Annotated in this window: 22 protein-coding genes and 1 pseudogene; 12 read left to right on the forward strand and 11 right to left on the reverse strand. The window is 59.6% G+C overall.

Features of this window, described 5'->3' with window-relative positions; translation table 11 throughout:
- The first annotated feature begins 126 nt into the window (after positions 1-126).
- Positions 127-1,788: an energy-dependent translational throttle protein EttA gene (ettA, locus tag L63ED372_RS04725; protein WP_062403905.1), complete on the forward strand. Its 1,662-nt coding sequence runs from the start codon at positions 127-129 to the stop codon at positions 1,786-1,788.
- A gap of 95 nt (positions 1,789-1,883) precedes the next feature.
- Here ettA and L63ED372_RS04730 read toward each other — a convergent pair whose 3' ends face one another.
- A complete protein-coding gene (locus tag L63ED372_RS04730; RefSeq protein WP_062403907.1) occupies positions 1,884-2,249 on the reverse strand; it encodes an Hpt domain-containing protein in 366 nt (121 codons plus the stop codon).
- A 63-nt stretch (positions 2,250-2,312) separates the two neighbouring features.
- Positions 2,313-3,191: an NUDIX hydrolase gene (locus tag L63ED372_RS04735; protein WP_062403909.1), complete on the reverse strand. Its 879-nt coding sequence runs from the start codon at positions 3,189-3,191 to the stop codon at positions 2,313-2,315.
- Between the two features lie 135 nt (positions 3,192-3,326).
- Between L63ED372_RS04735 and L63ED372_RS04740 the strand changes: the two genes are divergently transcribed.
- Positions 3,327-4,238 (forward strand): SDR family NAD(P)-dependent oxidoreductase, encoded by a 912-nt coding sequence (locus L63ED372_RS04740; RefSeq protein WP_062403911.1) that lies wholly within the window; start codon positions 3,327-3,329, stop codon positions 4,236-4,238.
- Positions 4,239-4,293: 55 nt separating this feature from the next.
- On the opposite strand, the gene L63ED372_RS04745 is transcribed toward L63ED372_RS04740, so the two are convergent.
- Positions 4,294-4,824, reverse strand: a complete 531-nt coding sequence (locus L63ED372_RS04745; RefSeq protein WP_062403913.1) for a PAS domain-containing protein — start codon at positions 4,822-4,824, stop codon at positions 4,294-4,296.
- Between the two features lie 252 nt (positions 4,825-5,076).
- A pseudogene (locus L63ED372_RS04750) lies at positions 5,077-5,880 on the reverse strand (IS256 family transposase); the annotation flags it as partial.
- On the opposite strand from L63ED372_RS04750, the gene L63ED372_RS16675 reads away from it, so the two are divergent.
- Both L63ED372_RS16675 and L63ED372_RS04755 read left to right on the forward strand, forming a co-directional pair.
- Positions 5,827-6,039, forward strand: coding sequence for a hypothetical protein (locus tag L63ED372_RS16675; protein WP_442915146.1), 213 nt, complete (start codon positions 5,827-5,829; stop codon positions 6,037-6,039). The pseudogene L63ED372_RS04750 and the gene L63ED372_RS16675 overlap by 54 nt on opposite strands.
- 127 nt (positions 6,040-6,166) lie before the next feature.
- Positions 6,167-7,147 carry a tripartite tricarboxylate transporter substrate-binding protein gene (locus L63ED372_RS04755; RefSeq protein ID WP_062403915.1) on the forward strand — a complete coding sequence of 327 codons (981 nt, stop codon included), beginning with the start codon at positions 6,167-6,169 and terminating at the stop codon, positions 7,145-7,147.
- Here L63ED372_RS04755 and L63ED372_RS04760 read toward each other — a convergent pair whose 3' ends face one another.
- Complete coding sequence (locus L63ED372_RS04760; RefSeq protein ID WP_062403917.1) at positions 7,148-7,369, reverse strand: TIGR02450 family Trp-rich protein; 222 nt, start codon at positions 7,367-7,369, stop codon at positions 7,148-7,150.
- Positions 7,366-8,610, reverse strand: coding sequence for a lytic murein transglycosylase B (mltB, locus tag L63ED372_RS04765; protein WP_335338101.1), 1,245 nt, complete (start codon positions 8,608-8,610; stop codon positions 7,366-7,368). Before mltB ends, L63ED372_RS04760 begins: the two co-directional genes overlap by 4 nt.
- 123 nt (positions 8,611-8,733) lie before the next feature.
- Between mltB and L63ED372_RS04770 the strand changes: the two genes are divergently transcribed.
- Genes L63ED372_RS04770 through L63ED372_RS04780 form a run of 3 tightly spaced genes read left to right on the forward strand, consistent with a single transcriptional unit; the run spans position 8,734 to position 11,805 of the window.
- Positions 8,734-9,687 carry a histone deacetylase family protein gene (locus L63ED372_RS04770; RefSeq protein ID WP_062407643.1) on the forward strand — a complete coding sequence of 318 codons (954 nt, stop codon included), beginning with the start codon at positions 8,734-8,736 and terminating at the stop codon, positions 9,685-9,687.
- 37 nt (positions 9,688-9,724) lie between these two features.
- Positions 9,725-10,525 (forward strand): enoyl-CoA hydratase, encoded by an 801-nt coding sequence (locus L63ED372_RS04775; RefSeq protein ID WP_062403920.1) that lies wholly within the window; start codon positions 9,725-9,727, stop codon positions 10,523-10,525.
- Positions 10,513-11,805: a mechanosensitive ion channel family protein gene (locus L63ED372_RS04780; protein ID WP_062403921.1), complete on the forward strand. Its 1,293-nt coding sequence runs from the start codon at positions 10,513-10,515 to the stop codon at positions 11,803-11,805. Before L63ED372_RS04775 ends, L63ED372_RS04780 begins: the two co-directional genes overlap by 13 nt.
- Here L63ED372_RS04780 and L63ED372_RS04785 read toward each other — a convergent pair.
- From L63ED372_RS04785 to L63ED372_RS04795, 3 genes are all read right to left on the reverse strand, one after another.
- A complete protein-coding gene (locus L63ED372_RS04785) occupies positions 11,774-13,066 on the reverse strand; it encodes a TRAP transporter large permease (RefSeq protein ID WP_062403923.1) in 1,293 nt (430 codons plus the stop codon). The genes L63ED372_RS04780 and L63ED372_RS04785 overlap by 32 nt on opposite strands.
- Positions 13,063-13,545, reverse strand: coding sequence for a TRAP transporter small permease (locus L63ED372_RS04790; RefSeq protein WP_231624562.1), 483 nt, complete (start codon positions 13,543-13,545; stop codon positions 13,063-13,065). Before L63ED372_RS04790 ends, L63ED372_RS04785 begins: the two co-directional genes overlap by 4 nt.
- 91 nt (positions 13,546-13,636) lie before the next feature.
- Positions 13,637-14,659, reverse strand: a complete 1,023-nt coding sequence (locus L63ED372_RS04795; RefSeq protein WP_062403928.1) for a TRAP transporter substrate-binding protein — start codon at positions 14,657-14,659, stop codon at positions 13,637-13,639.
- A gap of 295 nt (positions 14,660-14,954) precedes the next feature.
- Here L63ED372_RS04795 and L63ED372_RS04800 point away from each other — a divergent pair, with 295 nt between their 5' ends.
- The 5 genes from L63ED372_RS04800 (at position 14,955) to L63ED372_RS04820 (ending at position 20,744) form a co-directional block, all read left to right on the forward strand.
- Positions 14,955-15,710: an electron transfer flavoprotein subunit beta/FixA family protein gene (locus L63ED372_RS04800; protein WP_062403931.1), complete on the forward strand. Its 756-nt coding sequence runs from the start codon at positions 14,955-14,957 to the stop codon at positions 15,708-15,710.
- A 12-nt stretch (positions 15,711-15,722) separates the two neighbouring features.
- Complete coding sequence (locus tag L63ED372_RS04805; RefSeq protein ID WP_062403934.1) at positions 15,723-16,655, forward strand: electron transfer flavoprotein subunit alpha/FixB family protein; 933 nt, start codon at positions 15,723-15,725, stop codon at positions 16,653-16,655.
- Between the two features lie 87 nt (positions 16,656-16,742).
- On the forward strand, positions 16,743-18,533 hold the full coding sequence (locus L63ED372_RS04810) for an acyl-CoA dehydrogenase (protein ID WP_062403937.1): 1,791 nt from the start codon (positions 16,743-16,745) through the stop codon (positions 18,531-18,533).
- 33 nt (positions 18,534-18,566) lie between these two features.
- Complete coding sequence (locus L63ED372_RS04815; protein ID WP_062403939.1) at positions 18,567-19,520, forward strand: NAD(P)H-dependent flavin oxidoreductase; 954 nt, start codon at positions 18,567-18,569, stop codon at positions 19,518-19,520.
- 21 nt (positions 19,521-19,541) lie between these two features.
- Entirely contained in the window at positions 19,542-20,744 is a 1,203-nt protein-coding gene (locus L63ED372_RS04820; protein ID WP_062403941.1) for an acyltransferase family protein, read from the forward strand.
- A gap of 16 nt (positions 20,745-20,760) precedes the next feature.
- On the opposite strand, the gene cphA is transcribed toward L63ED372_RS04820, so the two are convergent.
- Both cphA and L63ED372_RS04830 read right to left on the reverse strand, forming a co-directional pair.
- A complete protein-coding gene (gene cphA, locus L63ED372_RS04825; RefSeq protein ID WP_062403943.1) occupies positions 20,761-23,337 on the reverse strand; it encodes a cyanophycin synthetase in 2,577 nt (858 codons plus the stop codon).
- 45 nt (positions 23,338-23,382) lie between these two features.
- Positions 23,383-25,569, reverse strand: a complete 2,187-nt coding sequence (locus L63ED372_RS04830) for a cyanophycin synthetase (RefSeq protein WP_062403945.1) — start codon at positions 25,567-25,569, stop codon at positions 23,383-23,385.
- Positions 25,570-25,629 lie beyond the last annotated feature (60 nt).

The raw sequence follows: 25,629 nt of genomic DNA on the forward strand, positions 1-25,629 counted from the left end.
TTTGTCCGACAAGCTGGGATAATGCCGGGTTGCACACACCGCGCCTGATTCCTTCAGCAGGCATGCGGCGCAGAGCGGGCACGCTGGGGGTGCACAGTCTCTGCCTACTTTTATTCAGGTTTACACATGGCTCAATACGTATTTTCGATGAACCGGGTTGGCAAGATCGTGCCGCCCAAACGTCATATTCTCAAAGACATTTCGCTGTCTTTCTTTCCCGGCGCCAAGATTGGCGTGTTGGGCACCAACGGCTCGGGCAAGTCCACTTTGCTCAAGATCATGGCGGGCATCGACAAGGAAATCGAAGGCGAAGCCATTCCTATGGCGGGCCTGAAAATCGGGTATCTGCCGCAAGAACCTGTGATGGACCCTGAGCAAACCGTGCGCGAAGCCGTGGAAAGCGGCATGGGCGAAGTCAAGGCCGCCCAGGCCCGCCTGGAAGAGGTGTATGCCGCTTATGCCGAAGAAGACGCCGACTTTGACGCCTTGGCCGCCGAGCAGGCCAAGCTCGAAGCCATCATCTCCACCGCAGGTGACGCATCTGAGCACCAGCTGGAAATCGCCGCCGATGCCTTGCGTCTGCCCCCATGGGACGCCATCATCGGCAAACTGTCGGGCGGTGAAAAACGCCGTGTGGCCCTGTGCCGTTTGCTGCTCTCGCGCCCCGACATGCTGCTGCTCGACGAGCCCACCAACCACTTGGACGCCGAATCGGTGGACTGGTTGGAGCTGTTCTTGCAGCGTTTTTCGGGCACGGTGGTGGCCATCACCCACGACCGCTATTTCCTGGACAACGCCGCCGAGTGGATTTTGGAACTCGACCGGGGCTCCGGCATTCCTTACAAAGGCAACTACTCCAGCTGGTTGGAGCAAAAAGAGGCCCGTTTGGCCACCGAGCAGCGCACCGAAGACGCCCGCTCCAAGGCCATGAAGAAAGAATTGGAGTGGGCGCGTGCCAACCCCAAGGGCCGTCAGGCCAAGAGCAAGGCCCGTTTGGCCCGCTTCGAAGAGTTGAGCGACCACGAATACCAAAAGCGCAACGAGACGCAGGAGATCTTCATCCCTGTGGCCGAGCGTTTGGGCAATGAAGTGTTCGAGTTCAAGAACGTGAGCAAGTCCTTTGGTGACCGTTTGCTGATCGACAACCTGAGCTTTAAAGTGCCTGCGGGCGCCATCGTCGGCATCATCGGCCCTAACGGCGCCGGCAAGTCAACCCTTTTCAAGCTGATCGCAGGCAAAGAGCAGCCGGACAGCGGTGAAGTCACCATCGGTCAGACCGTGAAGATGGCCTTTGTGGACCAGAACCGTGACGACCTGGACAACAACAAAACCGTGTGGGAAGACGTCTCGGGTGGCCTGGACATCATCAACGTGGGCAAGTTCCAGATGGCCAGCCGCGCGTATTGCGGGCGCTTTAACTTCAACGGTGGCGACCAGCAAAAGAAGGTTGGTATGTTGTCGGGCGGTGAGCGCGGCCGTTTGCACTTGGCCAAGACTTTGATTGAAGGCGGCAACGTGTTGCTGCTGGACGAGCCCTCCAACGACCTGGACGTGGAAACCTTGCGTGCCCTGGAAGACGCGTTGCTGGAGTTTGCGGGCTCGGTCATGGTCATCAGCCACGACCGCTGGTTCCTGGACCGCATTGCCACCCACATCCTGGCCGCCGAAGGCGACAGCCAATGGGTGTTCTTTGACGGCAACTACCAAGAGTACGAAGCCGACAAGAAAAAGCGTCTGGGCGAAGAGGGTGCCAAGCCCAAGCGCGTGCGCTTCAAGGCTTTGAAGTAATCCGCCGCTTGACAAAACACAACGGGCCCCAAGGGGCCCGTTGTTGTTGGTGGGTCAGGCTGGATTGACCGCTGGTTTGTGGCACGCGCTGAGGATCAGGCCGCGCTGTGGCGGCTCAGGTGATCAAGCACTTCCTGGCGCAAGGCTTCCAGTTGGGGTGACAGCTGTGCGTAGGCTGTGCGCAACTCGCTGGCCTCGGCGTGTTTGCTCATGCCTTCTACCTGGACAACCAGCTCGACCAGGCTGTCCACACAAAACACGGGCGTGAAGCCCTTGAGCTGGTGCAGGATGCGGTTGGCGGCGTACACCTCACCTTTGTCCAGCAACTCCTGCAGCCGTGGCAGGTCGTCGCTCAGGGTTTGCTGCAGCGTTTTGAGCAGGGACAACACGCCATTGGCATCACCAATGAACTCCATGGCCCGTTCAATGGACAAATAGATGGGCTGAGGTGTTTGGCTCATGAAACGATGTTACAAGTGAATACAAAAATCACGTAAGCAAATGAAACGTGTTAACTGTGTATTCTAGTCAAGCAATCCGGCCAAACCCGTCTCGGGTTCAAAACGTTTATTTTTGAACATCAAACGGCTGGGGCCTGGAAAGGCCGCTTGCCGGACCGAGTGCCGCGGATCGCCCGGGTAACAGATGGTGCGGATGCCGTCTTGGTCAAAGGGTTCTGGCTCGATGACGGGGGGGCGGCGGTTTTGTGCCTCGGCCAGCACGCTTTGGGCATGTGGGTGGCGGCTCAGGTGCACCAAACTCATGATTTGGGGCGGGGCCAACTCGATCTCGCGGTCCCAGTAGCGCAGCAGCGCCTCGCGGGGCTGGATCCACAGCGCTTCGGTGGCCTCAAAGTTGTCGTGCTCGGCCAGTTGGTCATCGGGCACCTGGGTCACAAAAAATCGGGTGTCAAAACGTTTGTTGGTCACCGAGGCCTGGCGAGGTGTGATCCAGCGGCACCAGGGCAGCAGGGGCTCGGTGTGCAAGGCCAAGGCCTGGGCCGCAAAGGCCTCGTGCCAGCTCTGGCCGCTGCGCAGGGCTTGCAGCAGGGCCTGGGCTTGGGTCTGCGCATGCGGTGTGCAACCCAACAGCACCCGGCACTCTTCATAGGCTTCGCGCATGGCGGCGACAAACAGGCCCGCGGCGCGTTCTCCAGGGATATCGGGTTCGTTCAGCCTTTGGTTCAAGGTGGCGCTGTCCTGGCTCAGGCGCTGCAGCCAGGCCGGGTTCTGGTCTTCCAAGTCGAGTTTTCCACCCGGGAACACATACGCACCGCCCAGCACGTTGGAGGCTTGGTGCCTGCGCATCAGCAGCACCTGCAGGCCACCGGGGCCATCGCGCAGCATCACCACGGTGGCGGCGTCCAGAGGGGGGGCGGTCAGGATGGTGGTGTTCAGTTCCATGAGGATGTCAATCGGGTAACAGGTGGTGCCCGGGGGCTGGTTTAAAGTCCATGCACAGCGGGCTGCAGGGTCATCGGGGTCAGATTAGCAGATGGAACAGACCAGTCCCGTCATTCAATGTCACAAGGAAAACACATGAGCATCGATTTCAAAGGCCGCGTGGCCATCGTCACGGGCGCAGGCGGCGGTTTGGGCAAGCAGCACGCGCTGGCGCTGGCCGCACGCGGGGCCAAAGTGCTGGTCAACGACCTGGGAGGTGATGTGCACGGGGTGGGTGGCTCGGTGTCGGCCGCGCAAGCGGTGGTCAACGAAATCCGCGCAGCCGGTGGCGAAGCCCTCGCCAACGGGGCATCGGTCACCGACTTTGAGGCCGTCAAGGCCATGGTGCAGCAGGCGGTGGACGCCTGGGGCCGGGTGGACATTTTGGTGAACAACGCGGGCATCCTGCGCGACAAGAGCTTTGCCAAGATGGAATTGGCCGACTTCAAGCTGGTCATGGACGTGCACGTCATGGGCGCGGTGCATTGCACCAAGGCGGTGTGGCCGATCATGCAAGCGCAAAACTATGGCCGCGTTGTCATGACAACCTCATCCAGCGGTCTGTACGGCAACTTTGGCCAGGCCAATTACGGCGCGGCCAAAATGGCTTTGGCGGGCCTGATGCAAACCTTGTCCATTGAGGGCGAAAAAAACCACATCCGCGTGAACTGTTTGGCCCCCACGGCCGCCACCCGCATGACCGAAGGCCTGATGCCCGAGGCTGTGTTGCAGGCCCTGGACCCCAGCGCCGTGGTGCCCGCCATGCTGGTCATGGCCAGCGAGGACGCGCCCAACCGGACCATCATTTGCGCAGGTGCTGGCAGCTTTGAGGTGGCCCACATCACCCTGACGCAAGGCGTGCATTTGGGCACAGGCCCCGATACCGCCGAGCGCCTGTTGGCTGCCATGTCGCAGGTCACCGACCGCCATGGCGAGACGGTGCCGCGTTCGGGTTCCGAGCAAGGGGCGCTGGAGGTGGGCAAGGCGATGAAAGCGCACCAAGGCTGATGGCCGCCATTGGCTGGCCATCAGTCAATGGGTAGATCGCTTCGACCCCTTCAAATTAGGCGTTTTGCAAATTCAAGACCCACTCCTCGTAGGTGGAGTGCGCGTTTTTCAATGCATCGCGCAAAATTTGGAGCGATGCTTCGATGGCATCACGAGAACCTGCTTGGCGCTCGGCGTGCAACATTTTTTGATAGAGAACCGCTATTTGGGGTAATGCGCTGCGCTTGGGTTTTCTGCGCACAGAGAAGTAACCCACGATGTTTTTTTCCATGTCAAATGAAGGGGTGACGTTCGCAAACACCCAATAAAACGAACCGTCTTTGCTGAGGTTTTTTACAAAAGCAAATACCTCTCTGCCTGCTTGCACTTCATCCCACAGCAATTTGAACACCGCGCGTGGCATGTCGGGATGACGAACGATGTTGTGCTGAACTCCCAGCAATTCATTTTCTGAGAACCCTGAATAGTCTTGGAATGGTCTGTTGCCGTAAGTGATTTTGCCCTTGGTATCTGTTTTGGAGATGATCAATTCGCTATCGGCCAAAATTCTTTCAACTTGCGTAGGGACGATATTTTTGAATTTCATAAGAGTAACTGCGTCAATTGCGGTGGAATTCTCCTGAATTCAAACGATTGTTGTTTTGATGCACATCAATCTTTTTGCTGTAATCCGTCGGCCATTGAGACCAGTTTATCGCCCTAAGCCTTAACTCGATCTGGCTTAACCCGCCCCTCAAACACCGTCAGCCTTCTGTGATGTCAATTCAGTTCGAGGGCCTTGCAGCCAAGCCATCCAGTGAAGAGGGTGTACAGAGTTTTTGTGTAAACGGGGCTGGGATCAGTCCTTGGGCATCCTGCCTTCGAACTGAATGGTAAAACGGGTTAAGGCCGCTTTCCAATCTCTGAGCGGTATCGTCCACTTCCTGCTGATGTTGTTCAGCGCCAGGTAAAACAATTTGAGCAAAGCCTCATCGCTGGAAAACGAGCCACGGTTCTTGGTCACCTTGCGCAGGCTCATGTTCACCGACTCGATGGCGTTGGTCGTGTAAATGATCCGACGAATCTATGGCGGATACTCAAAGAACGGCACGATCCGCGGCCAGTTGCTGCGCCACGATTTCACAATGGTCGGGTAGTCTTGGCCCCATTGGTCCGCGAACTCCTCCAGCCGCAGCACGGCTTCGTCGGCGGTTGCGGCGCTGTAGACGGTCTTCAGATCTGCGGCCACCGCTTTGCGCATTTTCCAGCTCACACAGTTCAGGCTGTGGCGCACCATGTGGACCCCGCACAACTGCACCGCCGTTTGCGGGTACACCGCCTCAATCGCCTTTGGAAACCCCTTCAATCCGTCCACGCAGGCGATGAAGATGTCGACCACGCCCCGGTTCTTGAGCTCCGTGACCACCTGCAGCCAGAACTTGGCCCCCTCGGTCTGAGCGATCCACAGGCCCAGGATCTCCTTCTCGCCCGCCATGTTGATGCCCAGCGCCAGGTAAACCGCCTTGGCCCTGACCGCGCCAGAGTCACGGGTTTTGACATGGGTGCAGTCCTGATAAACGATCGGGTACAGCGCCTCCAGGGGCCTGGCTTGCCACGCCTTGGCTTCGTCCATCACGGCATCAGTGACCGAGGAGATCAGGCGCTTGGTCAGCTGCTTGAGCAGGCCGTTTTCTCCGACAAGGTCTTCAGGCTTTTTCTAGCCAGCGAGCAGCTGGTCGATCAATTTGTTACTGACGGTCATGGTTCATCTTTCTCGATGTTTGGCAGTTTCCTGCCAATTGACCGTTTACACAAAATTTAAGACACCCTCTTTTTGGAGTCCTTCTTCAAAGAAAAAAGATCAGTGAATACCCTCTCTTCGTATTCGATTTGAAGTGTTTCAATAAATCGGTTGTTTTTCATTGACACGACTTGAGGAGTCCCCATTCATGACCACCCGCCGCCAATTGATGCAAGGTGCCGCTGCCAGTATGCTGGGTTTGGCCCATCTTCCCAACTTTGCACAAACCCGCTTGGAAAATCTGCGCATCATTGTGGGATTTCCGCCGGGTGGTACGACCGACGCATTCGCTCGTCGGATTTCCGAGAAACTGCGTGGTACTTATGCCAACAACGTCATCGTTGACAACAAACCCGGTGCTGGCGGACAGATTGGCGTCACCACGCTCAAGTCTGCGGCGGCCGATGGAGCCCACATCCTGTATTCGCCAGCTTCTATGTTGACGATTTATCCGCACTCGTATTCGCGGCTGAGTTATGCGCAATCGGATGTGGCACCCCTTGGCATTGGACATTCCACCGATCACGCGTTTGTAGTGGGACCTGCTGTGCCCGACTCGGTCAAGAACATCAAGGATTTTGTCGAATGGGCCAAGGCCAACCCAGGCAAGGCCAGCATTGGCAACCCGGCAGCGGGCTCCATGCCGCATTTGTTGGCGGGACGTTTGGCCATGTTGGGCGGTTTCCAAATCACCAATGTCCCTTTCGCAGGCTCTGGCCCCGCGATCCCACAGGTGATGGGCGGGCAACTCGCAGGCATGTCATCGCCCTTGGGTGATTGGGTACAACACCACAAAAGCGGCAGAATTCGGATTCTGGCCACCTCAGGCCCTGATCGGGCAGTGTTCACCCCCGACGTACCCACCTACCGCGAACAAGGCTTCGGCGAATTGTTGGTCCGGGAATGGTTTGGTTTCTTTGCCCCAGCAGGGGTCAGTGAAGCGGTCAAGCAAAACCTCAATGCGGCGCTGCGCCTGGCCATGAACCAGCAAGATGTCCGGGACTTTGTGACCCCCCTGGCCGCCAACCTGGAGGCCAGCACCACAGCTGAACACACGCGTCGTCTTACAGAAGACTCTGAAATGGCGCGACGTTTGGTGACAGCGCTGGGTTTCAAAGCGGACTCTTGATCAAACCCAACCTTGCCGCCACACGCTGTCGTCCTGCAGATCCCGCCAGGCAACGATCTTCGTGGCCTTTGAGAAAACTGCCTCGATTTCCACCTGCTCAATTGGGTTCGTGGGCTCAACGGGTTGAATCACCCGGCTGACCAAAAAGTGCTTTTGCTTGGCCACAGGTTTCACCGCGGTCCATTTGGTCAGCAGCAGTTTCTTGGGGTTCAGCGGGTTCATGGCTTGCCTTGCATTTCCCGCGCTACCGCTTCGGCCAACTCGATCACGGCCATGGCGTAGTAGCTGGACCAGTTGTAGCGCGTGATGGCGTAGAAGTTCTCCGTGCCGGCCACATAGCTGGGGGCATCGGGCCCGTTGAGCAGTTCGATCAAGGCCAGTGGGCCTGGGTGCTGCAGCGCGGCGCCTGACAGGGCCGCACCCTGGCTAACAAAGCTGGTCACACTGAAGGTGGGCAGGATGTCGGGGGCGAGCAGGCTGTCCATATTGGATTGGCCCGGTGTCAGGGTGACCGGGTAATGCGTGGGCATGCCGGGGCGCCAGTCAAAGGCCTTGAAGTAATTGGCCACCGAGCCAATGGCGTCGGTGGGGCTGCCAAACAGGTCGATGCGTCCGTCCCCATCAAAGTCCACGGCAAATTTGGCCCAGCTTGACGGCATGAATTGCGGCAGGCCCATGGCCCCGGCGTAGCTGCCCCGGACGTTGAGAGGGTTGGCTCCGCTGCGTGAGGTGAGCAACAAAAATTGCTCCAACTCGCTTTGGAAAAAGGCTTGGCGTGCAGCCGCTCGGGGGTGGGCGCTGGGGAAGTGGAAGGCCAGTGTGGCCAGGGCGTCAAGAATTCGGAAGTTGCCGGTGTTTTGGCCGTACAAAGTTTCCACCCCAATGATGCCGACGATGACCGATGCGGGCACTCCGTATTCACGCTCGGCTCGCTCTAAGGCGTTGCGGTTGTTTTGCCAAAAGCGCAGGCCCGCCTGGATTCGGATGGGTTCAATGAATCGGGCGCGGTAGGCGGCCCAGTTTTTGGCCGTGGGGCTGCTGGGGGGCAGCACCAGCCGCTCGACCGAGGGCAGGCGCTGCGCCTGTGCCAAGGTGTTTTGGACCCAGATCGGGTCCAGTTGCAGGCGCTGTACGGCATCTTGCACCCAGGCCTGGGTTTGCGCGGTGCTGGCCAGTGGCATGCCCGTCACGGCGGCTTGGCGAGCAGGGCGGGGCGCTTGTTTTTTTGGAGCCGCATTTTTTTTGCGCTGCGGCGTCTTGGCTTGGGCGGTTTGGGCAGGTTGTGCCTTGGGTTTGGTTGGCCTCTTGGCCTGTTGGGGCTCAGCGCCTGGGGCCGTTTGAGCGTGAACGGGTGTGATGGCCGCGGCCCATGCAGTCAGAGCGCCCACCACCAGAGCCAGACCCATGGAGGCCATGCCCTGAGAGGGTTTGCGGTGGCTGGACTTGGGATGGGTTTTGATCACATGCATTGCCTTGAGTTTAAACGCCGGGCGCGGGTGCCCGTGCTAAGCTGGAACCCTGAAAATTTGTTCAATTCTTCAAAAACAACAGTCTTGTTGGCTGTGATGCATCGGGAAGACACATTCATGGGCGCGACAGGTTATTTCACCCATCCCTCTTGCTGGAAGCACGAGATGGGCGCTGGTCATCCGGAGTGTCCAGAGCGCTTGGGGGCCATCGAAGACCGCTTGCTGATCAGTGGGGTGGACATGGCTCTGCAAAGGCGAGAGGCGAGCCCCGCTTCTTTGGCCGACATCGAACTGGCCCACGGCCGCATGCATGTGGCGGCCTTGCGTGGTTTGGGCGATGCTTTGCGCGAAGACATGGCCGCGGGCGGCCCCACCCACACCAGTTTGGATCCGGACACCCTCATCAACGCTCACACCTGGGACGCAGCATTGGTTGCGGCGGGTGCTGCGCTCGATGCGACCGATGCCGTGCTGGCGGGCGAGCTGGAAAATGCCTTTTGCGCTGTGCGTCCGCCCGGTCACCACGCTTGCCGCGACAAGGCCATGGGTTTTTGTTTTTTCAACAACGTGGCCATCGCGGCCAAGTACGCGCTGGAGCGGCATGGGCTCAAGCGGGTGGCGGTCGTGGACTTTGATGTGCACCACGGCAATGGCACCGAAGACATCGTGGCGGGCGACGAGCGCATCTTGATGGTGAGTTTTTTTCAGCACCCTTTTTACCCAGAAGGTGGCTCCACATCAACTGCGGCCAACTTGGTCAATTTGCCGGTGCCGGCCTACACCCGGGGCATGGACATCCGCGAGTTGGTGGACATGATGTGGTTGCCGCGCCTAGAGGCACACAAACCAGAGCTGATTTTCATCAGCGCGGGTTTTGATGCCCACCGCGAAGACGACATGGGCCAGATGGGCCTGGTGGAGCAGGACTACGCCTGGATCACCCAGCGCATCAAAGAGGTGGCGCTGCGCCATGCCAAAGGCCGCATCGTGAGCTGCCTGGAGGGTGGCTACAACCTGAGTGCGCTGGGGCGCAGTGTGGAAGCGCACCTGCGCGTGCTGGCCGACGTTTAAAAACGGCTGGGGGTGAGGGTTTGGCACAATCGACGCCATGACCGATTCAAACACCCCCAACACCCCCGAGCTGCTGCTGCACGAGCGCGACGCGCGGGGTGTGCATCGCTTGACGCTCAACAGCCCCGCCAGCTTCAACACCTTGAGCGAGGCGATGCTGACCGCGCTGCAAAAAGCCTTGAGCGCGGTTGCGCAAGACGAGCAGGCCCGTGTGGTGGTGTTGGGCGCGGCGGGCAAGGCCTTTTGCGCAGGGCACAACCTCAAGGAAATGCGGGCCCAGCCCGAGCTGGCCTATTACCAGCAGCTGTTTGCCCAGTGCAGCCGCATGATGATGACGATTCAAAAGCTACCTGTGCCTGTGATCGCCCGGGTGCAGGGCCTGGCCACGGCGGCGGGTTGCCAGTTGGTGGCGCAGTGCGATTTGGCGGTGTCGGTCGACAGCGCCACCTTTGGGGTCAACGGCATCGATGTGGGCTTGTTTTGTGCCACGCCCAGTGTGCCGCTGGTGCGCAATATGCACGCCAAGCAGGCCATGGAGATGCTGCTGACGGGGGGCTTTATTTCAGCGGCCGAGGCCCAAAGCCGCGGGCTGGTCAACCGCGTGTGCGCGGCGGCCGAATTGGATGTGCAGATCGACGATTTGGTGAACGCTATCTTGGCCAAACCGCGTGAGGCTGTGCGGGTGGGCAAGGCCTTGTTTTACCAACAGCGCGAAATGGGCATTGAAGCGGCTTACCAGTTGGCGGGCCAGACCATGGCCTGCAACATGGTGCACGAGGTGGCACAAGAGGGCGTGCAGGCCTTCATCGACAAAAGGACACCGACATGGCGGGCATGAGCAATATGGCGGTGGTCGATCCGATGGGTTTGTTGCTCTCTTTGGCGCGGCCCGAGTCTTTGATGGTCCTGGGTGCCTTTGCGGTTTGTTTGGTGCTGGCCTGGCTCATGACCTGGGGCGTGCGCCGTGTGTTCAATGGTCAAGACATGGCCATTTTGCTGGGGCGTCAGCTGGTGGATGGGGTCCTGTTTCCAATGCTGCTTTTGGGGCTGACTTTTGTCGCCCGAACTTTGCTGACCCAGCAGCAACCCGCGCCCTTGTTTGTGGTTTTGTTGCCTGTGTGCATTTCGCTGGCGGTGATCCGCTTGGGTGTGAAGGTGCTGCAGGTGGCGTTTGCCAATGCACCCTTTGTGCGGGTGCTGGAGCGCACCATCTCCTGGCTGGCCTGGGGTGCCGTGGTGTTGTGGGTCACGGGCATTTTGCCTTTGGTGCTCAACGAGCTCGATCAGATCAGCTGGAAGATCGGCGGCAGCGTGTTGTCTGTGCGTACCTTGATCGAGGGGGCGCTCACGGCCGGTGCAGTGCTGATTGTGGCGCTGTGGATCTCGGCGGCCATCGAGGCGCGTTTGCTCAAGTCGGCCACGGGCAGCGATTTGTCGCTGCGCAAGGTCATCAGCAACACGGTGCGGGCATTGCTCATGTTTGTGGGCTTGCTGTTGGCGCTGTCCTCGGTGGGCATTGATTTGACGGCCTTGTCGGTGCTGGGCGGTGCGGTGGGCGTGGGCATTGGTTTTGGCCTGCAAAAATTGGCCTCCAACTACGTCAGCGGTTTTGTGATCCTGGCCGAGCGCAGCATGCGCATCGGGGACATGGTGCTGGTGGACGGGTTTGAAGGCCGTATCGTTGACATCAAGGCGCGTTACACAGTGATCCGAGCGCTCAATGGCCGCGAATCCATCGTGCCCAATGAGTTTTTGATCATCAACCGGGTGGAAAACTTCACCCTGATGGACCCCAAGTTGTCCCAGACCACCCTTGTTTCGGTGGCTTATGACAGCGATGTGGAGCTGGTGCGGCGGCTGTTGATTGAAGCCTGCGAGAGCCAAGAGCGGGTGCTCAAAGACCCCGCGCCCAATGCCTTTTTGAGCCAGTTTGGCGCGGACGGTCTGGAGTTCACCGTGAGTTACTGGATTGCCGATCCAGAAAATGGCCAGCTGGCCTTGCGCTCAACCATCAACATGCTGATCTTGGCCGCACTGCGCGAGCACAAGATCGAGATCCCGTACCCGCAGCGGGTGATGCACATGGTCAATCCATCATCGAAGGCAGCCACAGACTGATCGCTGGGAAAGCGAGCAAAATGCCCAAGGTGATGACCAGCACCATCACCATCGGCCAAACACCACGGAAGATGGTGCCCAGCCCCACGTTAGGGAGCAATGTGTTGAGCACAAACAGGTTCATGCCCACGGGTGGTGAGATCAGGCCGATCTGAATCACCATCACGATCAGCACGCCAAACCAGACGGGGTCAAAACCCAGTTGCACCACGATCGGGAAAAACAGTGGAATGGTCAACAAGACCATGGTGAGTTCTTCCATCACGGTGCCCAGCAGCACATAGATCAGCATCATGGCGGCCACGATCATGATGGGCGATAGGCCTAACCCAGTGATCCAGTCCTTGAGCTCAAAAGGCAAGCTGGTGTAGTTGACGAAATTGGCAAATATGGTGGCTGCAATGAGCAAGGTGAACAGCATGGCCGTGGTGCGTGCCGATTCCACAAGAACTTCGCCCAGTACTTTCCAAGACAGTGCTTTGCGTGCCAATGCAAAAAGAAAGGCACCGGTGGCCCCCATGCCTGCGCCTTCCGTGGCGGTGAAAAATCCACCATAAATGCCGCCGAGCACCAGTACCACCAACAGCAGCACGCCCCAGATACCGCGCACTGCCTTGAATCGCTCTGTCCAGCTGAATTTTTCGCCAGCGGGGGCATGTTCTGGGTCATGCCAAGTCATCAGCACCACTGCCAGCATCATCAGGCAGGCGGTCAAAATCCCGGGCAGCACCCCGGCAGCAAAAAGTTTGCCGATGTGGGTTTCTGTGATGATGCCGTAGATCACCAAAATGGTGGAGGGTGGAATCATGATGCCCAAGGTGCCACCCGCTGCGATCACACCCGTTGACATGGCATCGCTGTAACCCAGTTTTTTCATCGAAGGGTATGCGACTTTGCTCATGGTGGCGGCTGTGGCAATCGACGAGCCACAAATCGCACCAAAACCAGCGCAAGCGGCAATGGTTGCATGGGCCAGCCCGCCTTTGCGGTGCCCGATGAAGGTGTAAGCCGCATGAAACAATTCGTGCGCCAGACCCGCCCGAGCCACAAAATTGCCCATCAAAATAAACAGTGGGATCACCGACAAGGTGTATGCAAAACCGGTCTCATGAACCACTTGTGCGGTGCTGGCCATGGCGGGGAGCCAGCCACGGGTCAGACCAATGCCAACGACGCCCACCATGCCCATGGAAAACGCCAGAGGCATGCGCAAGAGGGCCAATACAAAGATGGCCAAAAATCCCAATAAGGCTTCGGTCACAGCGTGCCTCCCTCAGATGCGGTCTCGTCGCCTGACCAGAACACTTTAACCAGGTGCACCAACCCAGTGAGGCCGCACAAAACCCCCATGCCTTGGATGAAAGGCGCTTTGGTGATTTTAAGTTGGGCCGTGGTTTCGCCCGTGACAGCGAATTCCACACCTGTTTGCCACATCAAATAGGCGAGACCAAAAAGCAGTGCCGCACAAGCCAGGTGAACCAAGCCTTGTTGGATTTTTTTGACCCAATTCGGCAGCACCGCATCCAGCGAGTCAAACACCACATGCTCACCTTTAAGGGACACCAAGGGCAGGGCGCCAAAAATCACGACCACCATCAGCAGTTCAGTCAGTTCCAAAGAGCCCGTGATGGAGTGTGAGAGCATTTTGCGACCCGAGACATCCAGAAAAGTCAGCACCATGATGGTGAACAAGGCCAGGCCTGAAAGTGATCCGCAGAGGATTTCGAGAATTTTTTTCAACTTGTCACCCATAAAAAAAACGGTATTTGCTGATGGGCAAATACCGCTGGTCCTGTCCACACCCCGCGCATTTCACTCGGGGTATGTCGGATCATTTTTGTTTTTGCAGCTTGGCGATTTCAGCGCGGAATTCAGACAAAGTTCCTGAAGGGTCTTTCAAGCCTTTGGCTTTGGCGGCTTGGGCCCAGTCTCGTTCCAGTTTGCTGATCCGAACGGTGACGCCACTGACAAAGCTGTTGTCCGCCTTGATGACTTTCACGCCATTTTTTTGCATATTGGTCAAAGCCTGATCGTCTACACGGTCCCAAGCTTTACCAAAGCGACGTGCAACGGCTTCACCCGACAACTCGTCCACCACTTTTTTGTCGTCCGCCGAGAGGCTGTTGTACTTGGCTGGGTTCATCATGAAGACGAAGCTGGTGTTGTACAGGCCACCAGGAAACTGGGTGGCGTGTTTGATGATCTTGTCAATCTTGAATGAGTCTGTGGACTCGGCCGGGAACAAGGTGCCGTCCATCACGCCACTCGATAACAACTCAAAAGACTCCGGTGCAGGCTTGAGGGTCACGTTCATGTCCAGTGTTTTGGAAATCTCGTTGACCATGCCGCCGCCAACACGGAACTTCAAACCGGTGAGGTCTTCCACACGTGTGATCGGTTTTTTGGTGTTGAACACAATCCCTGGACCATGAGTGAAGTAACCCAAAACCTTCACGCCTTGGTGTTCTGCTGCGAATTCGGGGTATTTGCTGGCGATGCGGTTAAAAGCCACGGACAGGGGCTCAGCACGGTCGCCCAAAAATGGGAACTCGGCCATTTGCGACAGGATAAACCGTCCTGGGGTGTAGCCGTGTACCGTGAAAGACACATCGACCAGACCATTTTTGACCGCGTCAAAAGTTCCTGGAGCAGGGGTGACCGCGCGGGGCAGGATGTTGCAGCGCACGCGGTTGGAGGTTTTGGCCGCCAGGTCGTCACACCATTCTTTTTGCGACATCGACAGCCCGTGTGTGGGTGGGACCCAGCTTGAAACGGTCAAGACGGTCTGTGATTGAGCCAAGCCACTGAAGCTGGCCAGGGCTGCAGCAGCCAGGGAGATCAAAGTTTTTTTCATCCAATTGCCCCATTGATTTGGTTACAAAACATAATCGTAATATTGAACGATCCACAAGACAATTAATGTTAACCCTGATTTGCCTACCGATTGGTCGGTGAATTCCCGGGGGTAGGATAGACAAGCAACCAAAATGGTTTTCAGAAAACCGGTCTAAAATACGAACGATCGTGCTTTTTTGAGAAATGTGGGGTGCCTTTATGGCGGTTTTGATGCACAATTGACGTTTACGTAACGTCAACGACATCATGGCGTTTGAAGGTGCTTGGGTTTTGATATCAATGGAGAAGCTTTCATGAAAATTCTCGTTCCCGTCAAACGGGTGGTGGACTACAACGTCAAGGTCCGTGTCAAGTCCGATGGTTCGGGCGTGGACATCGCCAACGTCAAGATGAGCATGAACCCTTTTGACGAGATCGCCGTCGAAGAAGCCGTGCGACTGAAAGAAAAAGGTTTGGCCACCGAAGTCATCGCTGTCTCTTGTGGCGTGGCCCAGTGCCAGGAAACCCTGCGCACCGCCATGGCCATTGGTGCCGACCGCGGCATTTTGGTCGAGACCCCCGCTGACTTGGACCTGCAACCTTTGGCGGTGGCCAAACTGCTCAAGGCCCTGGTGGACAAAGAGCAACCCGGTCTGATCATCTTGGGCAAACAAGCCATCGACGACGACTGCAACCAAACCGGCCAGATGTTGGCCGCTTTGGCCGATTTGCCCCAAGCCACCTTCGCCTCCAAGGTTGAAATCGTGGACGGCAAAGCCCAAGTGACCCGTGAGATCGATGGTGGCTTGGAAGTGCTGAGCATCAGCCTGCCTGCGGTGGTGACCACCGACTTGCGCCTGAATGAGCCGCGCTACGTGACCTTACCCAACATCATGAAGGCCAAGAAAAAGCAAATCGACACCTTCAAGCCCGAAGACTTGGGTGTCGATGTGGCCCCCCGCATCAAGACCCTGAAAGTGGCGGAGCCTGCCAAGCGCAGCGCCGGCATCAAGGTGCCCGATGTGGCCACGCTGGTGGACAAGCTCAAGAACGTGGCCAAAGTGATCTAAGGACTGAAGAACATGACATCCCTTGTTATTGCAGAACACGACAACGCCTCCATCAAAGGCGCAACCTTGAACACCATCACGGCCGCTGCTGCTTGTGGTGGTGACGTGCACGTGCTGGTCGCTGGTCACAACGCCGCCGCCGCTGCGCAAGCTGCCGCCCAAATCGCAGGTGTGTCCAAAGTGATCCACGCCGACAGCGAAGCGCTGGCACATGGCCTGGCCGAAAACGTCGCAGCCCAAGTGCTGGCCATCGCCGCCAACTACAGCCACATCCTGTTTCCCGCAACTGCTGCTGGCAAAAACGTGGCCCCTCGTGTGGCAGCCAAGCTGGACGTGGGCCAAATCAGCGATGTGACGCAAGTCATCTCTGCCGACACCTTCGAGCGCCCCATCTATGCGGGCAATGCCATGGCCACGGTTCAAAGCACAGACGGCACGAAAGTCATCACCGTGCGCACCACCGGATTTGACGCCGCAGCCGCTTCTGGTGGCAGCGCCGCAGTGGAAAGCGCCGCTGCACAAGCCGACAGCGGCAAGAGCAGCTTCACCCGCAGTGAAATCGCCAAGAACGACCGCCCCGAACTCACGGCCGCCAAGATCATCGTGTCCGGTGGCCGCGCTTTGGGCAGCTCGGAAAAGTTCAACGAAGTGATGACGCCATTGGCCGACAAGCTGGGTGCCGCCATCGGTGCCAGTCGTGCAGCTGTGGACGCAGGCTACGCGGCCAATGACCTGCAAGTGGGCCAGACCGGCAAGATTGTGGCACCGCAGTTGTATGTCGCATGCGGCATCTCAGGCGCGATCCAGCACTTAGCGGGCATGAAGGACTCGAAGGTGATCGTGGCGATCAACAAGGACCCTGAAGCACCGATCTTCAGCGTGGCAGACTTTGGCCTCGAAGCCGATTTGTTTGCCGCCGTGCCTGAATTGACCAACGCACTGTGATGATTTGACGATTGCAAAAAAGGCCTCCGAGAGAGGTCTTTTTTGTACCCGACCCCCATCTTCTCTGACCATGAACGGAATCAAGACATGAGTTACATCGCTCCCCTGAAGGACATGCTTTTCAACATCGAGCATTTGGCCCGCATTGATCAGATCGCGCAGATCCCCGGCTTTGAAGATGCGGGTTTGGAAACTGCTCAAGCGGTGCTGGAGGAGTGCGCCAAGCTCAACCAAGACGTGATCTCGCCGCTGAACTGGGAAGGCGACAAGAACCCGTCCTTCCACAACGGCAGCGGCGTGACCACCACGCCCGGCTTCAAAGAGGCGTACCAGCAGTACGCCGAAGGCGGCTGGCAGGGCCTCCAGCACCCCGCGGACTTTGGTGGTCAAGGCTTGCCCAAAACCATTGGCGCGGCTTGCGGCGAAATGCTCAACTCGGCCAACATGGCTTTTGCGCTGTGCCCCTTGCTCACCGACGGCGCGATCGAAGCACTGCTCACCGCCGGTTCGGACGAACTCAAAGCCACCTACCTGGAAAAGCTGATCTCCGGCCAGTGGACCGGCACGATGAACTTGACCGAGCCACAAGCCGGCTCGGACTTGGCCGCCGTGCGTACCCGCGCCGAACCTCAGCCCGATGGCACCTACAAAATCTTCGGCACCAAGATCTACATCACCTACGGTGAGCACGACATGGCCGAGAACATCGTGCACCTGGTGCTGGCCCGTGTGGTCGGCGCACCCGAAGGCGTCAAAGGCATCAGCCTGTTCGTGGTGCCCAAATTCATGGTCAAAGCCGATGGTTCTTTGGGTGACCGCAACGACGTGCACTGCGTGAGCATTGAGCACAAGATGGGCATCAAGGCCAGCCCGACAGCCGTGCTGCAGTTCGGCGACAACGGCGGTGGCGTGGGCTTCCTCGTGGGCCAAGAAAACCGTGGTCTCGAATACATGTTCATCATGATGAACGCCGCTCGCTACGCGGTGGGTGTGCAGGGTATCGCGATTGCCGAGCGTTCTTACCAGCGTGCCGTGCAGTACGCCCGCGACCGCGTGCAAAGCCGCCCGGTCGATGGCAGCCTGCCCACCGCTGGCCCCATCATTCACCACCCCGATGTGCGCCGCATGCTCATGACCATGCGCGCTTACACCGAAGGCTGCCGTGCCATGGCCGCCACCGCCGCTGCGGCCTACGACGCCTCGCACCACCATCCCGACGCCGAGGTGCGCAAGCAAAACGCCGCGTTTTACGAATTCATGGTGCCGCTGGTCAAGGGTTACAGCACAGAGATGAGCCTGGAGGTCACCAGCTTGGGCGTGCAAGTGCACGGCGGCATGGGCTTCATCGAAGAAACCGGTGCGGCGCAGTATTACCGCGACGCCAAGATCCTGACGATTTACGAAGGCACGACCGCCATCCAGGCCAATGACCTGGTGGGCCGCAAGACCGCCCGTGACGGTGGTCAGACAGCCAAAGCACTGGCCGCGCAAGTGGTCCAGACCGAAAGCGAATTGGCGGCTTCTGGTAACGCCGACGCGCAGGCCGTGGCCCGTCGCCTCAAAGCCGCCCGCGAAGCGTTTGTGGACGTGGTCGAGTTTGTGGCAGGCAACACCAAGGCCCACCCCAACGACGTGTTTGCAGGCAGCGTGCCTTACCTCATGCTGGCGGGTAACCTGATGGCAGGCTGGCAAATGGGCCGCGCCTTGTTGGTGGCCATCACACCCGAGGCGCAAGCGCAAGACGCTGCTTTCATGGCCGCCAAGGTCACCACCGCGCGTTTTTACGCCGACCACATCCTGTCCAAAGCCCCCGGCATCCGCGACAGCATCGTGGAAGGCGCGGGCAGCGTGACCGCCATGGCGCTCGACGCGTTCTGATTTCGATTTCAAAAATAATTTTTAGGAGACAACATGTCCAAGCTGCCCTCTGTTCTGGCCAACCTGCCATTTCCCGCCATCGCTTCTCCCCTGTTCATCATCAGCAACCCCAAGCTGGTGATTGAGCAGTGCAAGGCCGGCATCGTCGGCTCCATGCCCGCTTTGAACGCTCGCCCTGCCGCGCAACTCGAAGAGTGGTTGATTGAAATCACCGAAACCCTGACTGCCTACAACAAAGCCAACCCCGACAAGCCCGCCGCGCCCTTTGCCATCAACCAGATCGTGCACAAGAGCAACGATCGGCTGGAGCATGACATGGCCATGTGCGTGAAATACAAGGTGCCGATCATCATCACCTCGCTGGGCGCTCGTGAAGAGATCAACGCCGCTGCGCACAGCTACGGCGGCGTGGTGCTGCACGACATCATCAACAACAAGCACGCCCACAAAGCGATCGAAAAAGGCGCAGACGGCCTGATCGCTGTGGCCGCCGGTGCTGGTGGCCATGCAGGTGTCAAGAGCCCGTTTGCCCTGATTCAGGAAATCCGCCAGTGGTTTGATGGCCCGGTGGCCTTGTCGGGCTCGATCGCCACGGGCGACGCGATTTTGGCGGCGCAGGCCATGGGCGCGGACTTCGCCTACATCGGCTCGGCCTTCATTGCCACACATGAAGCGCGTGCGGCCGAAGAGTACAAACAAGCCATCGTGGACAGCAACTCCGACGACATCGTCTACAGCAACCTGTTCACGGGTGTGCACGGCAATTACCTGGCCCCATCGATCCGTGCAGCCGGTCTGGACCCCGAAAACCTGCCTGAGTCTGACCCCAGCAAAATGAACTTTGGTGGCGATGCCAAAAAAGCCTGGAAGGACATTTGGGGCTGCGGCCAGGGCATTGGCGCGATCCAGTCGGTGCAAAGCACGGCCGATCTGGTGGCCCAGTTCAAGGCCCAGTACCAAGCGGCCCGCGCCCGCCTGGCCCTTTGATGGCAACTGCCTGAGCGGCGCTTGTTTCAAACAGCTCAGCGCCCTTCGGGGCGTTCTTTTTTGATCGATGCGATCAAGGCCGCAGCTTGCCTCTTGATCGTTATGCACCACTTGGCGTTTTACGGGCCCATGTCGGATGTGGTGGCGGCTGCCTGGCCCGGTGTGGTGAATTGGCTCTTTGACCATGGCCGGTTGGCGGTGCAGTTCTTCTTGGTGTGTGCGGGTTTTCTCACGGCGGGCAGCATGGCCCAATACGAGTCGCTGGCGTTGCCCGATGCCCTCAAACTGATTTGGCAGCGTTATTTACGCTTGGCCATTCCCTTGCTGGCCGCGCTCAGCTTCACCGTGCTGGTCACAGAATGGGTGCGGCCCGGCTTTGAGCACACCAGCCTGTCAGCCCCGCCCGACTGGGGACAGGCGCTGGCCCATGTTGTGCTGGTGCAGCATCTGTTGGATTTGGAGGCTCTGTCGGCCGGCATTTGGTATGTGGCGATCGATTTGCAGCTGTATGCGATGGCCTTGGGCTGCCTTGTGGTGCTGAGGTCATGGCCTTCCCGTGGACATGCGGTGCATCCAAGTGATCCAGTGGTGGACGCCCAGGCTGGGGGAGATGCCCGTCGCTGGGTGCTTTGGCTGGGTCTGGTGTGTGCCTCATTGTGGTGGTGGAATCGGGATGCCGACCTGGACGATCTGGGGGTGTATTTCTGGGGCAGTTATGGTTTGGGCCTGTTGGCTTGGGAGGCACGTCGGCAAGCCTTTTGGGTCAAGGGCAATGCACTGGCGCGGCTTTGGGTGCCAGCGCTTGTGTTGCTGTTGGTCGGGTGCGTGGCCTGGTGGCTGGAGCCGCGTCCACGCATCGCGGTGGCCTGGGGCGTGGCTGTGTTGTTGGTGCTGGTGCCTGAGTCCTGGTTTGCGGGTGAGGCTGTCGGGCGTTCACGCTGGCGGCCTGCCTTGCAATGGCTGTCAGGCGTGTCCTATTCGGTATTCCTCATCCACTTCGGCGTGTGCCTGGCCGTCAATGCCGCCGTCACGGCGCAATGGCCTGCTGCGCTGTGGGCCAACGCGCTGGGCATGCTGGCTGCCTTGCTGTTGTCGCTGCTCTTGGGCGATTGGCTCCATCGCTTGGTGGAGCGGCATCCACCCACCGTGTGGCGATGGTGGTTTTGGGTGGGCACCTTCAAGGCCAGTGTGGCACTGGCCTTGCTGATGAACCCGATGGTTTGATTTTTGGCAGGGGCCTTCAGTGCGTCTGGCTGGCTTTGACTTTTTCGGTGATGTAGGCCAGGGCCTCTTCCACCTGGTCAATCAAAATCAGGCACAGATCGCCCGGTGACAGGCGCGACAGGGCGGTGTCGATGGCGTTGAATTCACCCTGGATGTCTTGCACATGCGTAGTGCGCAAGGCGCCTTGCAGGCCTTCGCGCAGCAAACCAATCACCTCACCGTCTTCGCGTCCGCGTTGGCAGGCGTCCTGATAAAGCAGCACTTCGTCAAAAGCCTTGCCCAGAATTTGTGTCTGGTCGCGGATGTCCTGATCGCGTCGATCGCCTGCACCGCTGATGACCACCACACGTTTGTTGGCGGGCATGTTGTCTACCGCTTGCACCAATGCCGCGATGGCGTCGGGGTTGTGCCCATAGTCGGCAATCAGGGTCGCCCCCCGGTAGTCAAACAGGTTGAATCGTCCGGGTACGCCCTGGATGTCGCTGATGAAAGTGGCCAGTCCTTGGGCGATGGCATCCCAATGCACATCCACAGCCCAGGCCGCACCGACGGCGGCAAGCACGTTTTCGGTCTGGAAACCAATTTGGCCGTGGCGCGTGAGTGGCACTTGGCTGAGCGGGATGCGGAACACCTGCTTGCCCTTTTGGGCCACGATGGCACCGTCTTCAACATAGACCACGCGTTTACCTTGGGCACGGTGTGTGGCGAGTACAGGGTGGTTGGCATCGAGCGCAAAAAACGTCACATCCCCCGGGCAGTGCCGAGCCATGGCCACCACAGCCGGGTCGTTGGCATTGAGAACGGCCATGCCCAATGGTTCCACGTTGAGCACAATCACCCGTTTGAGTACCGACAGGTCTTCCAGCGTGGTGATGTAGTTCAGGCCCAAGTGGTCACCCGCGCCCAAGTTGGTCACGACCGCCACCTGGCAGCGGTCAAAAGCCAGGCCTTCGCGCAACAAGCCGCCCCGGGCGGTCTCGAACACGGCGGCGTCCACATCGGGGTGCATCAGCACATTGCGGGCGCTGCGCGGGCCGCTGCAGTCGCCCGAATCGGTTTGGCGGCCATTGACATACACGCCATCGGTGTTGGTCATACCCACGCGCAAACCCTGCGCCTTGAGCAAGTGGGCGGCCAAGCGCACGGTGGTGGTTTTGCCGTTGGTGCCGGTCACCGCAATCACCGGGATGCGGCCATTGCCACCATCCGGGAACATGTGGTCAATGACGGCGTTGCCCACGTCTCGGCCTTTGCCAAAAGAGGGGCTGATGTGCATGCGCAGGCCCGGTGCGGCGTTGAGTTCGACAATGCCGCCGTTTTGTTCTTCCAGCGGGCGCGAGAGTGATTCGCACACCACGTCCACGCCACAAATGTCCACACCCACCATTTGCGCGGCCGCAATCACGCGGGCTTTGACCTCGGGGTGGACTTCGTCGGTTACGTCGGTGGCGGTGCCGCCGGTGGACAGGTTGGCGTTGTTGCGAAGGATCACGCGGCGGCCCTTGGCAGGAACCGACTCGGGCTCCAGGTCTTGGGCATGCAGGCGACCGATGGCGATGTCGTCAAAACGGATTTTGGTCAAGGAGGTGGCGTGGCCTTCACCCCGGCGAGGGTCGGCATTGACCTGATCGACCAATTGGCGCACTGTGTGCTTGCCGTCACCCACCACCAGCGGTGGCTCGCGGCGTGCGGCGGCCACCAGTTGTTGGCCCACCACCAGCAGGCGGTAATCGTGGCCGGGCAAAAACTTTTCGACCAAGACGGTGCCATACCGCTCGGCGGTGGCGTAAGCATTGTCAAAAGCTTGGCGAGCGGTGATGTTGACCGAGACCCCTTTGCCTTGGTTGCCATCTTGTGGCTTGACCACCACCGGCAGACCGACCTCTTGGGCAATGGCCCAGGCTTCGTCCAAGCTCTTGGCGGGGCGGCCCATGGGCACGGGCACGCCCGCGGCATGCAAGAGGCTCTTGGTCAGGTCTTTGTCTTGTGCGATCGATTCGGCAATGGCGCTGGTGGTGTCGGTTTCTGCGGCCTGAATGCGCCGCTGTTTCGCGCCCCAGCCAAACTGAACCAGGCTGCCATCGGTCAGGCGTCGGATCGGGATGCCGCGTGCCACGGCCGCGTCCACAATCGCTCCAGTGGAAGGCCCCAGGCGCACGTCTTCGTCGAGTTCGTGCAGTTGTGCAATGGCCCCTTCCAGGTCGAAGCCGGCACCGGCCGTGGCGGCTTGGCACAGTTGCTCGGCCAGGTTCAGCGCCAGACGTCCCACGGCCTCTTCGGTGTACTGCACCACGACCTGAAACACGCCGGGTTCTTCGGTGGGTGTGGTGCGGCTGAAGGACACGGGGCAGCCTGCATGCGCCTGAAGGCTCAGGGTCACTTTTTCCAGGGCGTGGGCCAGAGAGGCCGCCTCGCCCGGGCGCTGTCCGTCAAAGGGCCCGACTTCGGGGAAGATGCGACGCAGCTGCTGCTCTACCGGGTGCTGCGCCGACAGGCCGCAGTCTTCGGGGCTGCAGCTGACAATGGCTTCAATGGCGGTGTGGCGGCTCCAGAGATTGGGGCCACGCAAAGCGCGAATGCGGGAGACTTGCATGAAGGTGGTTTCCAGGAAGGAGTGGGGTGGCGATGGGGGCCTGCTTCAGGCGGTGGGCAAGCTGCCGTAGCTTTTGATGCCGGCCCGGATCAGGTCGGTGCCAATGTCCAGGGCCCATGCCGCGCAGGCGGCCACCAGCATGTCGCTCGTGTTCAGGCTGCCGGTTTTCAACAGGCGGGCCACGGCCGGGCGCTGGCTCGACAGCACCAAGTGCTCTTTGGCACCTTGGGCCAAGACCAGCTGACCTTCGCGCCAAAATCCCACGCGGTGACCTGCACTGCGGTGGGCTTGCAGCCGGGCGTTGTGTTCATCGTCGGCATACAAGAGCACGTCGCCGTCGCAGTGCTCGGCCAGGGCAGCGACCTCGGCTTCGGCGGCGTTCAAGACGGCCGTGCCCTCGGGCAGCACCACGTCGATTTGGGTGCGGATGTAGCCTGGCATTTTTTCATCACCGCCAGGGAACAGGTCGTCGAGGCCTGTGGCGCGGGGCATGCGGGTGACGATGCCGATTTGGCAGCGGTCATAGGGCAGACCTTGGGCCAGCAGATGGCGGGCATCGCTTTCGAACACAGCGGCTTGCACGCCCCGGTTGATCAGCAATCGCTGCGCCTGCGCCCAATCCATGCCGTCCTGGGTGGGCAGCTGGCGTTGGTTCAAGAACAAGCCGTTGGCACACGACAGTCCGGTGTGCAGGCCCTTGAGATGCAGCAACCAGGCCACCAATTGGGCGGGCTTGGTCGTGTCGCCATCGCCCATCAGGCCCACCACTGGAATGCGGCCGTTGTCTTCGGGCTTGAACAGGTGGTTGGCAATCGCCTGGCCCACCGGGCGTGGCTGACCTGTGGCGGGTTTGAGGTGCATCAGCAGACCCGGGCCGGCATTGACCTCGACCACCGCGCCGCCTTGTGGCCCCAGTGGCTTGGAAATGTCTTGCGCCACCAGGTCGACCCCGGCGATGTCCAGGCCCACGACACGCGCGGCCAGCACCGCCTGTGCGGCCACATCGGGGTGCACCAAGTCGGTCACGTCCATCGACATGTTGCCGGTGCGCATGATCAGCACGCTGCGGCCTGCCTCGGGCACGCTGTCGGCACTCAGCCCTTGTCGCTTGAGTTCCAGCACCGAGGTGGTGTGCTCGTCGAGTCGAATGGTGTCCAGCGGAAAGTCCTCTTCCTCGCCGCGGCGAGGGTCGGAGTTGATTTGCAGCTCGATCAGCTCTTGCACCGTGTGCACGCCATCACCCACCACGCTGGCGGTCTCGCCTTTGTTGGCCGCCACCACTTGGTCACCCACCACCAGCAGGCGGTGTTCCTCACCCAAGATGAAACGCTCGACGATGACTTCGCTGCCTTCGGCCAGCGCGATGTCGTAAGCCGCTTCGATGTCTTCCTGGCGCGACAATTCAAGGGACACGCCGCGGGCATGGTTGCCATCGGTGGGCTTGACGCAGGCCGGCAAGCCAATGTCCTGGGCTGCTGACCACGCCGCTTGTGGGCTGTCCACGATTTGTCCCTCGGGGACAGGGACACCACACATGCCCAGTAGCTGCTTGGTCAGGTCTTTGTCCTTGGAGATGCCTTCGGCAATCGCGCTGGTCCGGTCGGTCTCGGCGGTCCAGATACGGCGCTGGCGTTGGCCATAGCCGAGTTGCACCAAGTTGCCATCGTTCAGGCGAATGTTCGGGATGCCTCGATCGGCAGCGGCATCGATGATGCTGGCCGTGCTGGGCCCAATGCACAGGCTGTCCACCATTTGGGTCAGTTGGGCGATGTGGCTGGCCACGTCAAACGTTTGGTCGGCCATGGCCGCCAGAATCAAATCGCGCGCACTGAGCAGGGCCTGACGGCTCACGGCTTCATGGCGTGTGCGGATCACCACTTTGTAAACCCCCCTGGGCCCGGCTTCACGGGCTTTGCCAAAACCGGTTTGCATGCCGGCGCGGGTTTGCAGCTCCAGTGCCACATGTTCCAGGATGTGTCCGGGCCAGGTGCCTTCTTCCAAACGCTTCAAAAAGCCGCCACGCTCGCCCACGCTGCAGCGGTGCTCGACCAGGCCGGGCAGCCAGGCCACCAGTCGCTGGGCAAACCCGGGCAGGGTGTTGGAGGGGCAATCTTCCAAATCGCCGATGTCGATCAAGGCTTCGATGACAGGGCGGTAAGTCCAAATGTTGGGGCCGCGCAAATGGGTCATGCGCAGGAACTGGATTTGGTGGGGTGTGGGGTGTGCGCTCATGCTTGGAGGGTGCAGCGATAGAATCGTCGCTCGATCGCGGGGTTGGCCAGCTTGGGAGCT

Origin of the sequence: Limnohabitans sp. 63ED37-2 (genome assembly GCF_001412535.1) — a bacterium.
Taxonomy (GTDB): domain Bacteria; phylum Pseudomonadota; class Gammaproteobacteria; order Burkholderiales; family Burkholderiaceae_C; genus Limnohabitans_A.

Excerpts from the sequence above, each read along its gene's own strand:
- ettA (WP_062403905.1), top strand. The coding sequence starts at position 127 with ATGGCTCAATACGTATTTTCGATGAACCGGGTTGGCAAGATCGTGCCG.
- L63ED372_RS04730 (WP_062403907.1), bottom strand. The coding sequence starts at position 2,249 with ATGAGCCAAACACCTCAGCCCATCTATTTGTCCATTGAACGGGCCATG.
- L63ED372_RS04735 (WP_062403909.1), bottom strand. The coding sequence starts at position 3,191 with ATGGAACTGAACACCACCATCCTGACCGCCCCCCCTCTGGACGCCGCC.
- L63ED372_RS04740 (WP_062403911.1), top strand. The coding sequence starts at position 3,327 with ATGAGCATCGATTTCAAAGGCCGCGTGGCCATCGTCACGGGCGCAGGC.
- L63ED372_RS04745 (WP_062403913.1), bottom strand. The coding sequence starts at position 4,824 with ATGAAATTCAAAAATATCGTCCCTACGCAAGTTGAAAGAATTTTGGCC.
- L63ED372_RS04755 (WP_062403915.1), top strand. The coding sequence starts at position 6,167 with ATGACCACCCGCCGCCAATTGATGCAAGGTGCCGCTGCCAGTATGCTG.
- L63ED372_RS04760 (WP_062403917.1), bottom strand. The coding sequence starts at position 7,369 with ATGAACCCGCTGAACCCCAAGAAACTGCTGCTGACCAAATGGACCGCG.
- L63ED372_RS04770 (WP_062407643.1), top strand. The coding sequence starts at position 8,734 with ATGGGCGCGACAGGTTATTTCACCCATCCCTCTTGCTGGAAGCACGAG.
- L63ED372_RS04775 (WP_062403920.1), top strand. The coding sequence starts at position 9,725 with ATGACCGATTCAAACACCCCCAACACCCCCGAGCTGCTGCTGCACGAG.
- L63ED372_RS04780 (WP_062403921.1), top strand. The coding sequence starts at position 10,513 with ATGGCGGGCATGAGCAATATGGCGGTGGTCGATCCGATGGGTTTGTTG.
- L63ED372_RS04795 (WP_062403928.1), bottom strand. The coding sequence starts at position 14,659 with ATGAAAAAAACTTTGATCTCCCTGGCTGCTGCAGCCCTGGCCAGCTTC.
- L63ED372_RS04800 (WP_062403931.1), top strand. The coding sequence starts at position 14,955 with ATGAAAATTCTCGTTCCCGTCAAACGGGTGGTGGACTACAACGTCAAG.
- L63ED372_RS04805 (WP_062403934.1), top strand. The coding sequence starts at position 15,723 with ATGACATCCCTTGTTATTGCAGAACACGACAACGCCTCCATCAAAGGC.
- L63ED372_RS04810 (WP_062403937.1), top strand. The coding sequence starts at position 16,743 with ATGAGTTACATCGCTCCCCTGAAGGACATGCTTTTCAACATCGAGCAT.
- L63ED372_RS04815 (WP_062403939.1), top strand. The coding sequence starts at position 18,567 with ATGTCCAAGCTGCCCTCTGTTCTGGCCAACCTGCCATTTCCCGCCATC.
- cphA (WP_062403943.1), bottom strand. The coding sequence starts at position 23,337 with ATGCAAGTCTCCCGCATTCGCGCTTTGCGTGGCCCCAATCTCTGGAGC.
- L63ED372_RS04830 (WP_062403945.1), bottom strand. The coding sequence starts at position 25,569 with ATGAGCGCACACCCCACACCCCACCAAATCCAGTTCCTGCGCATGACC.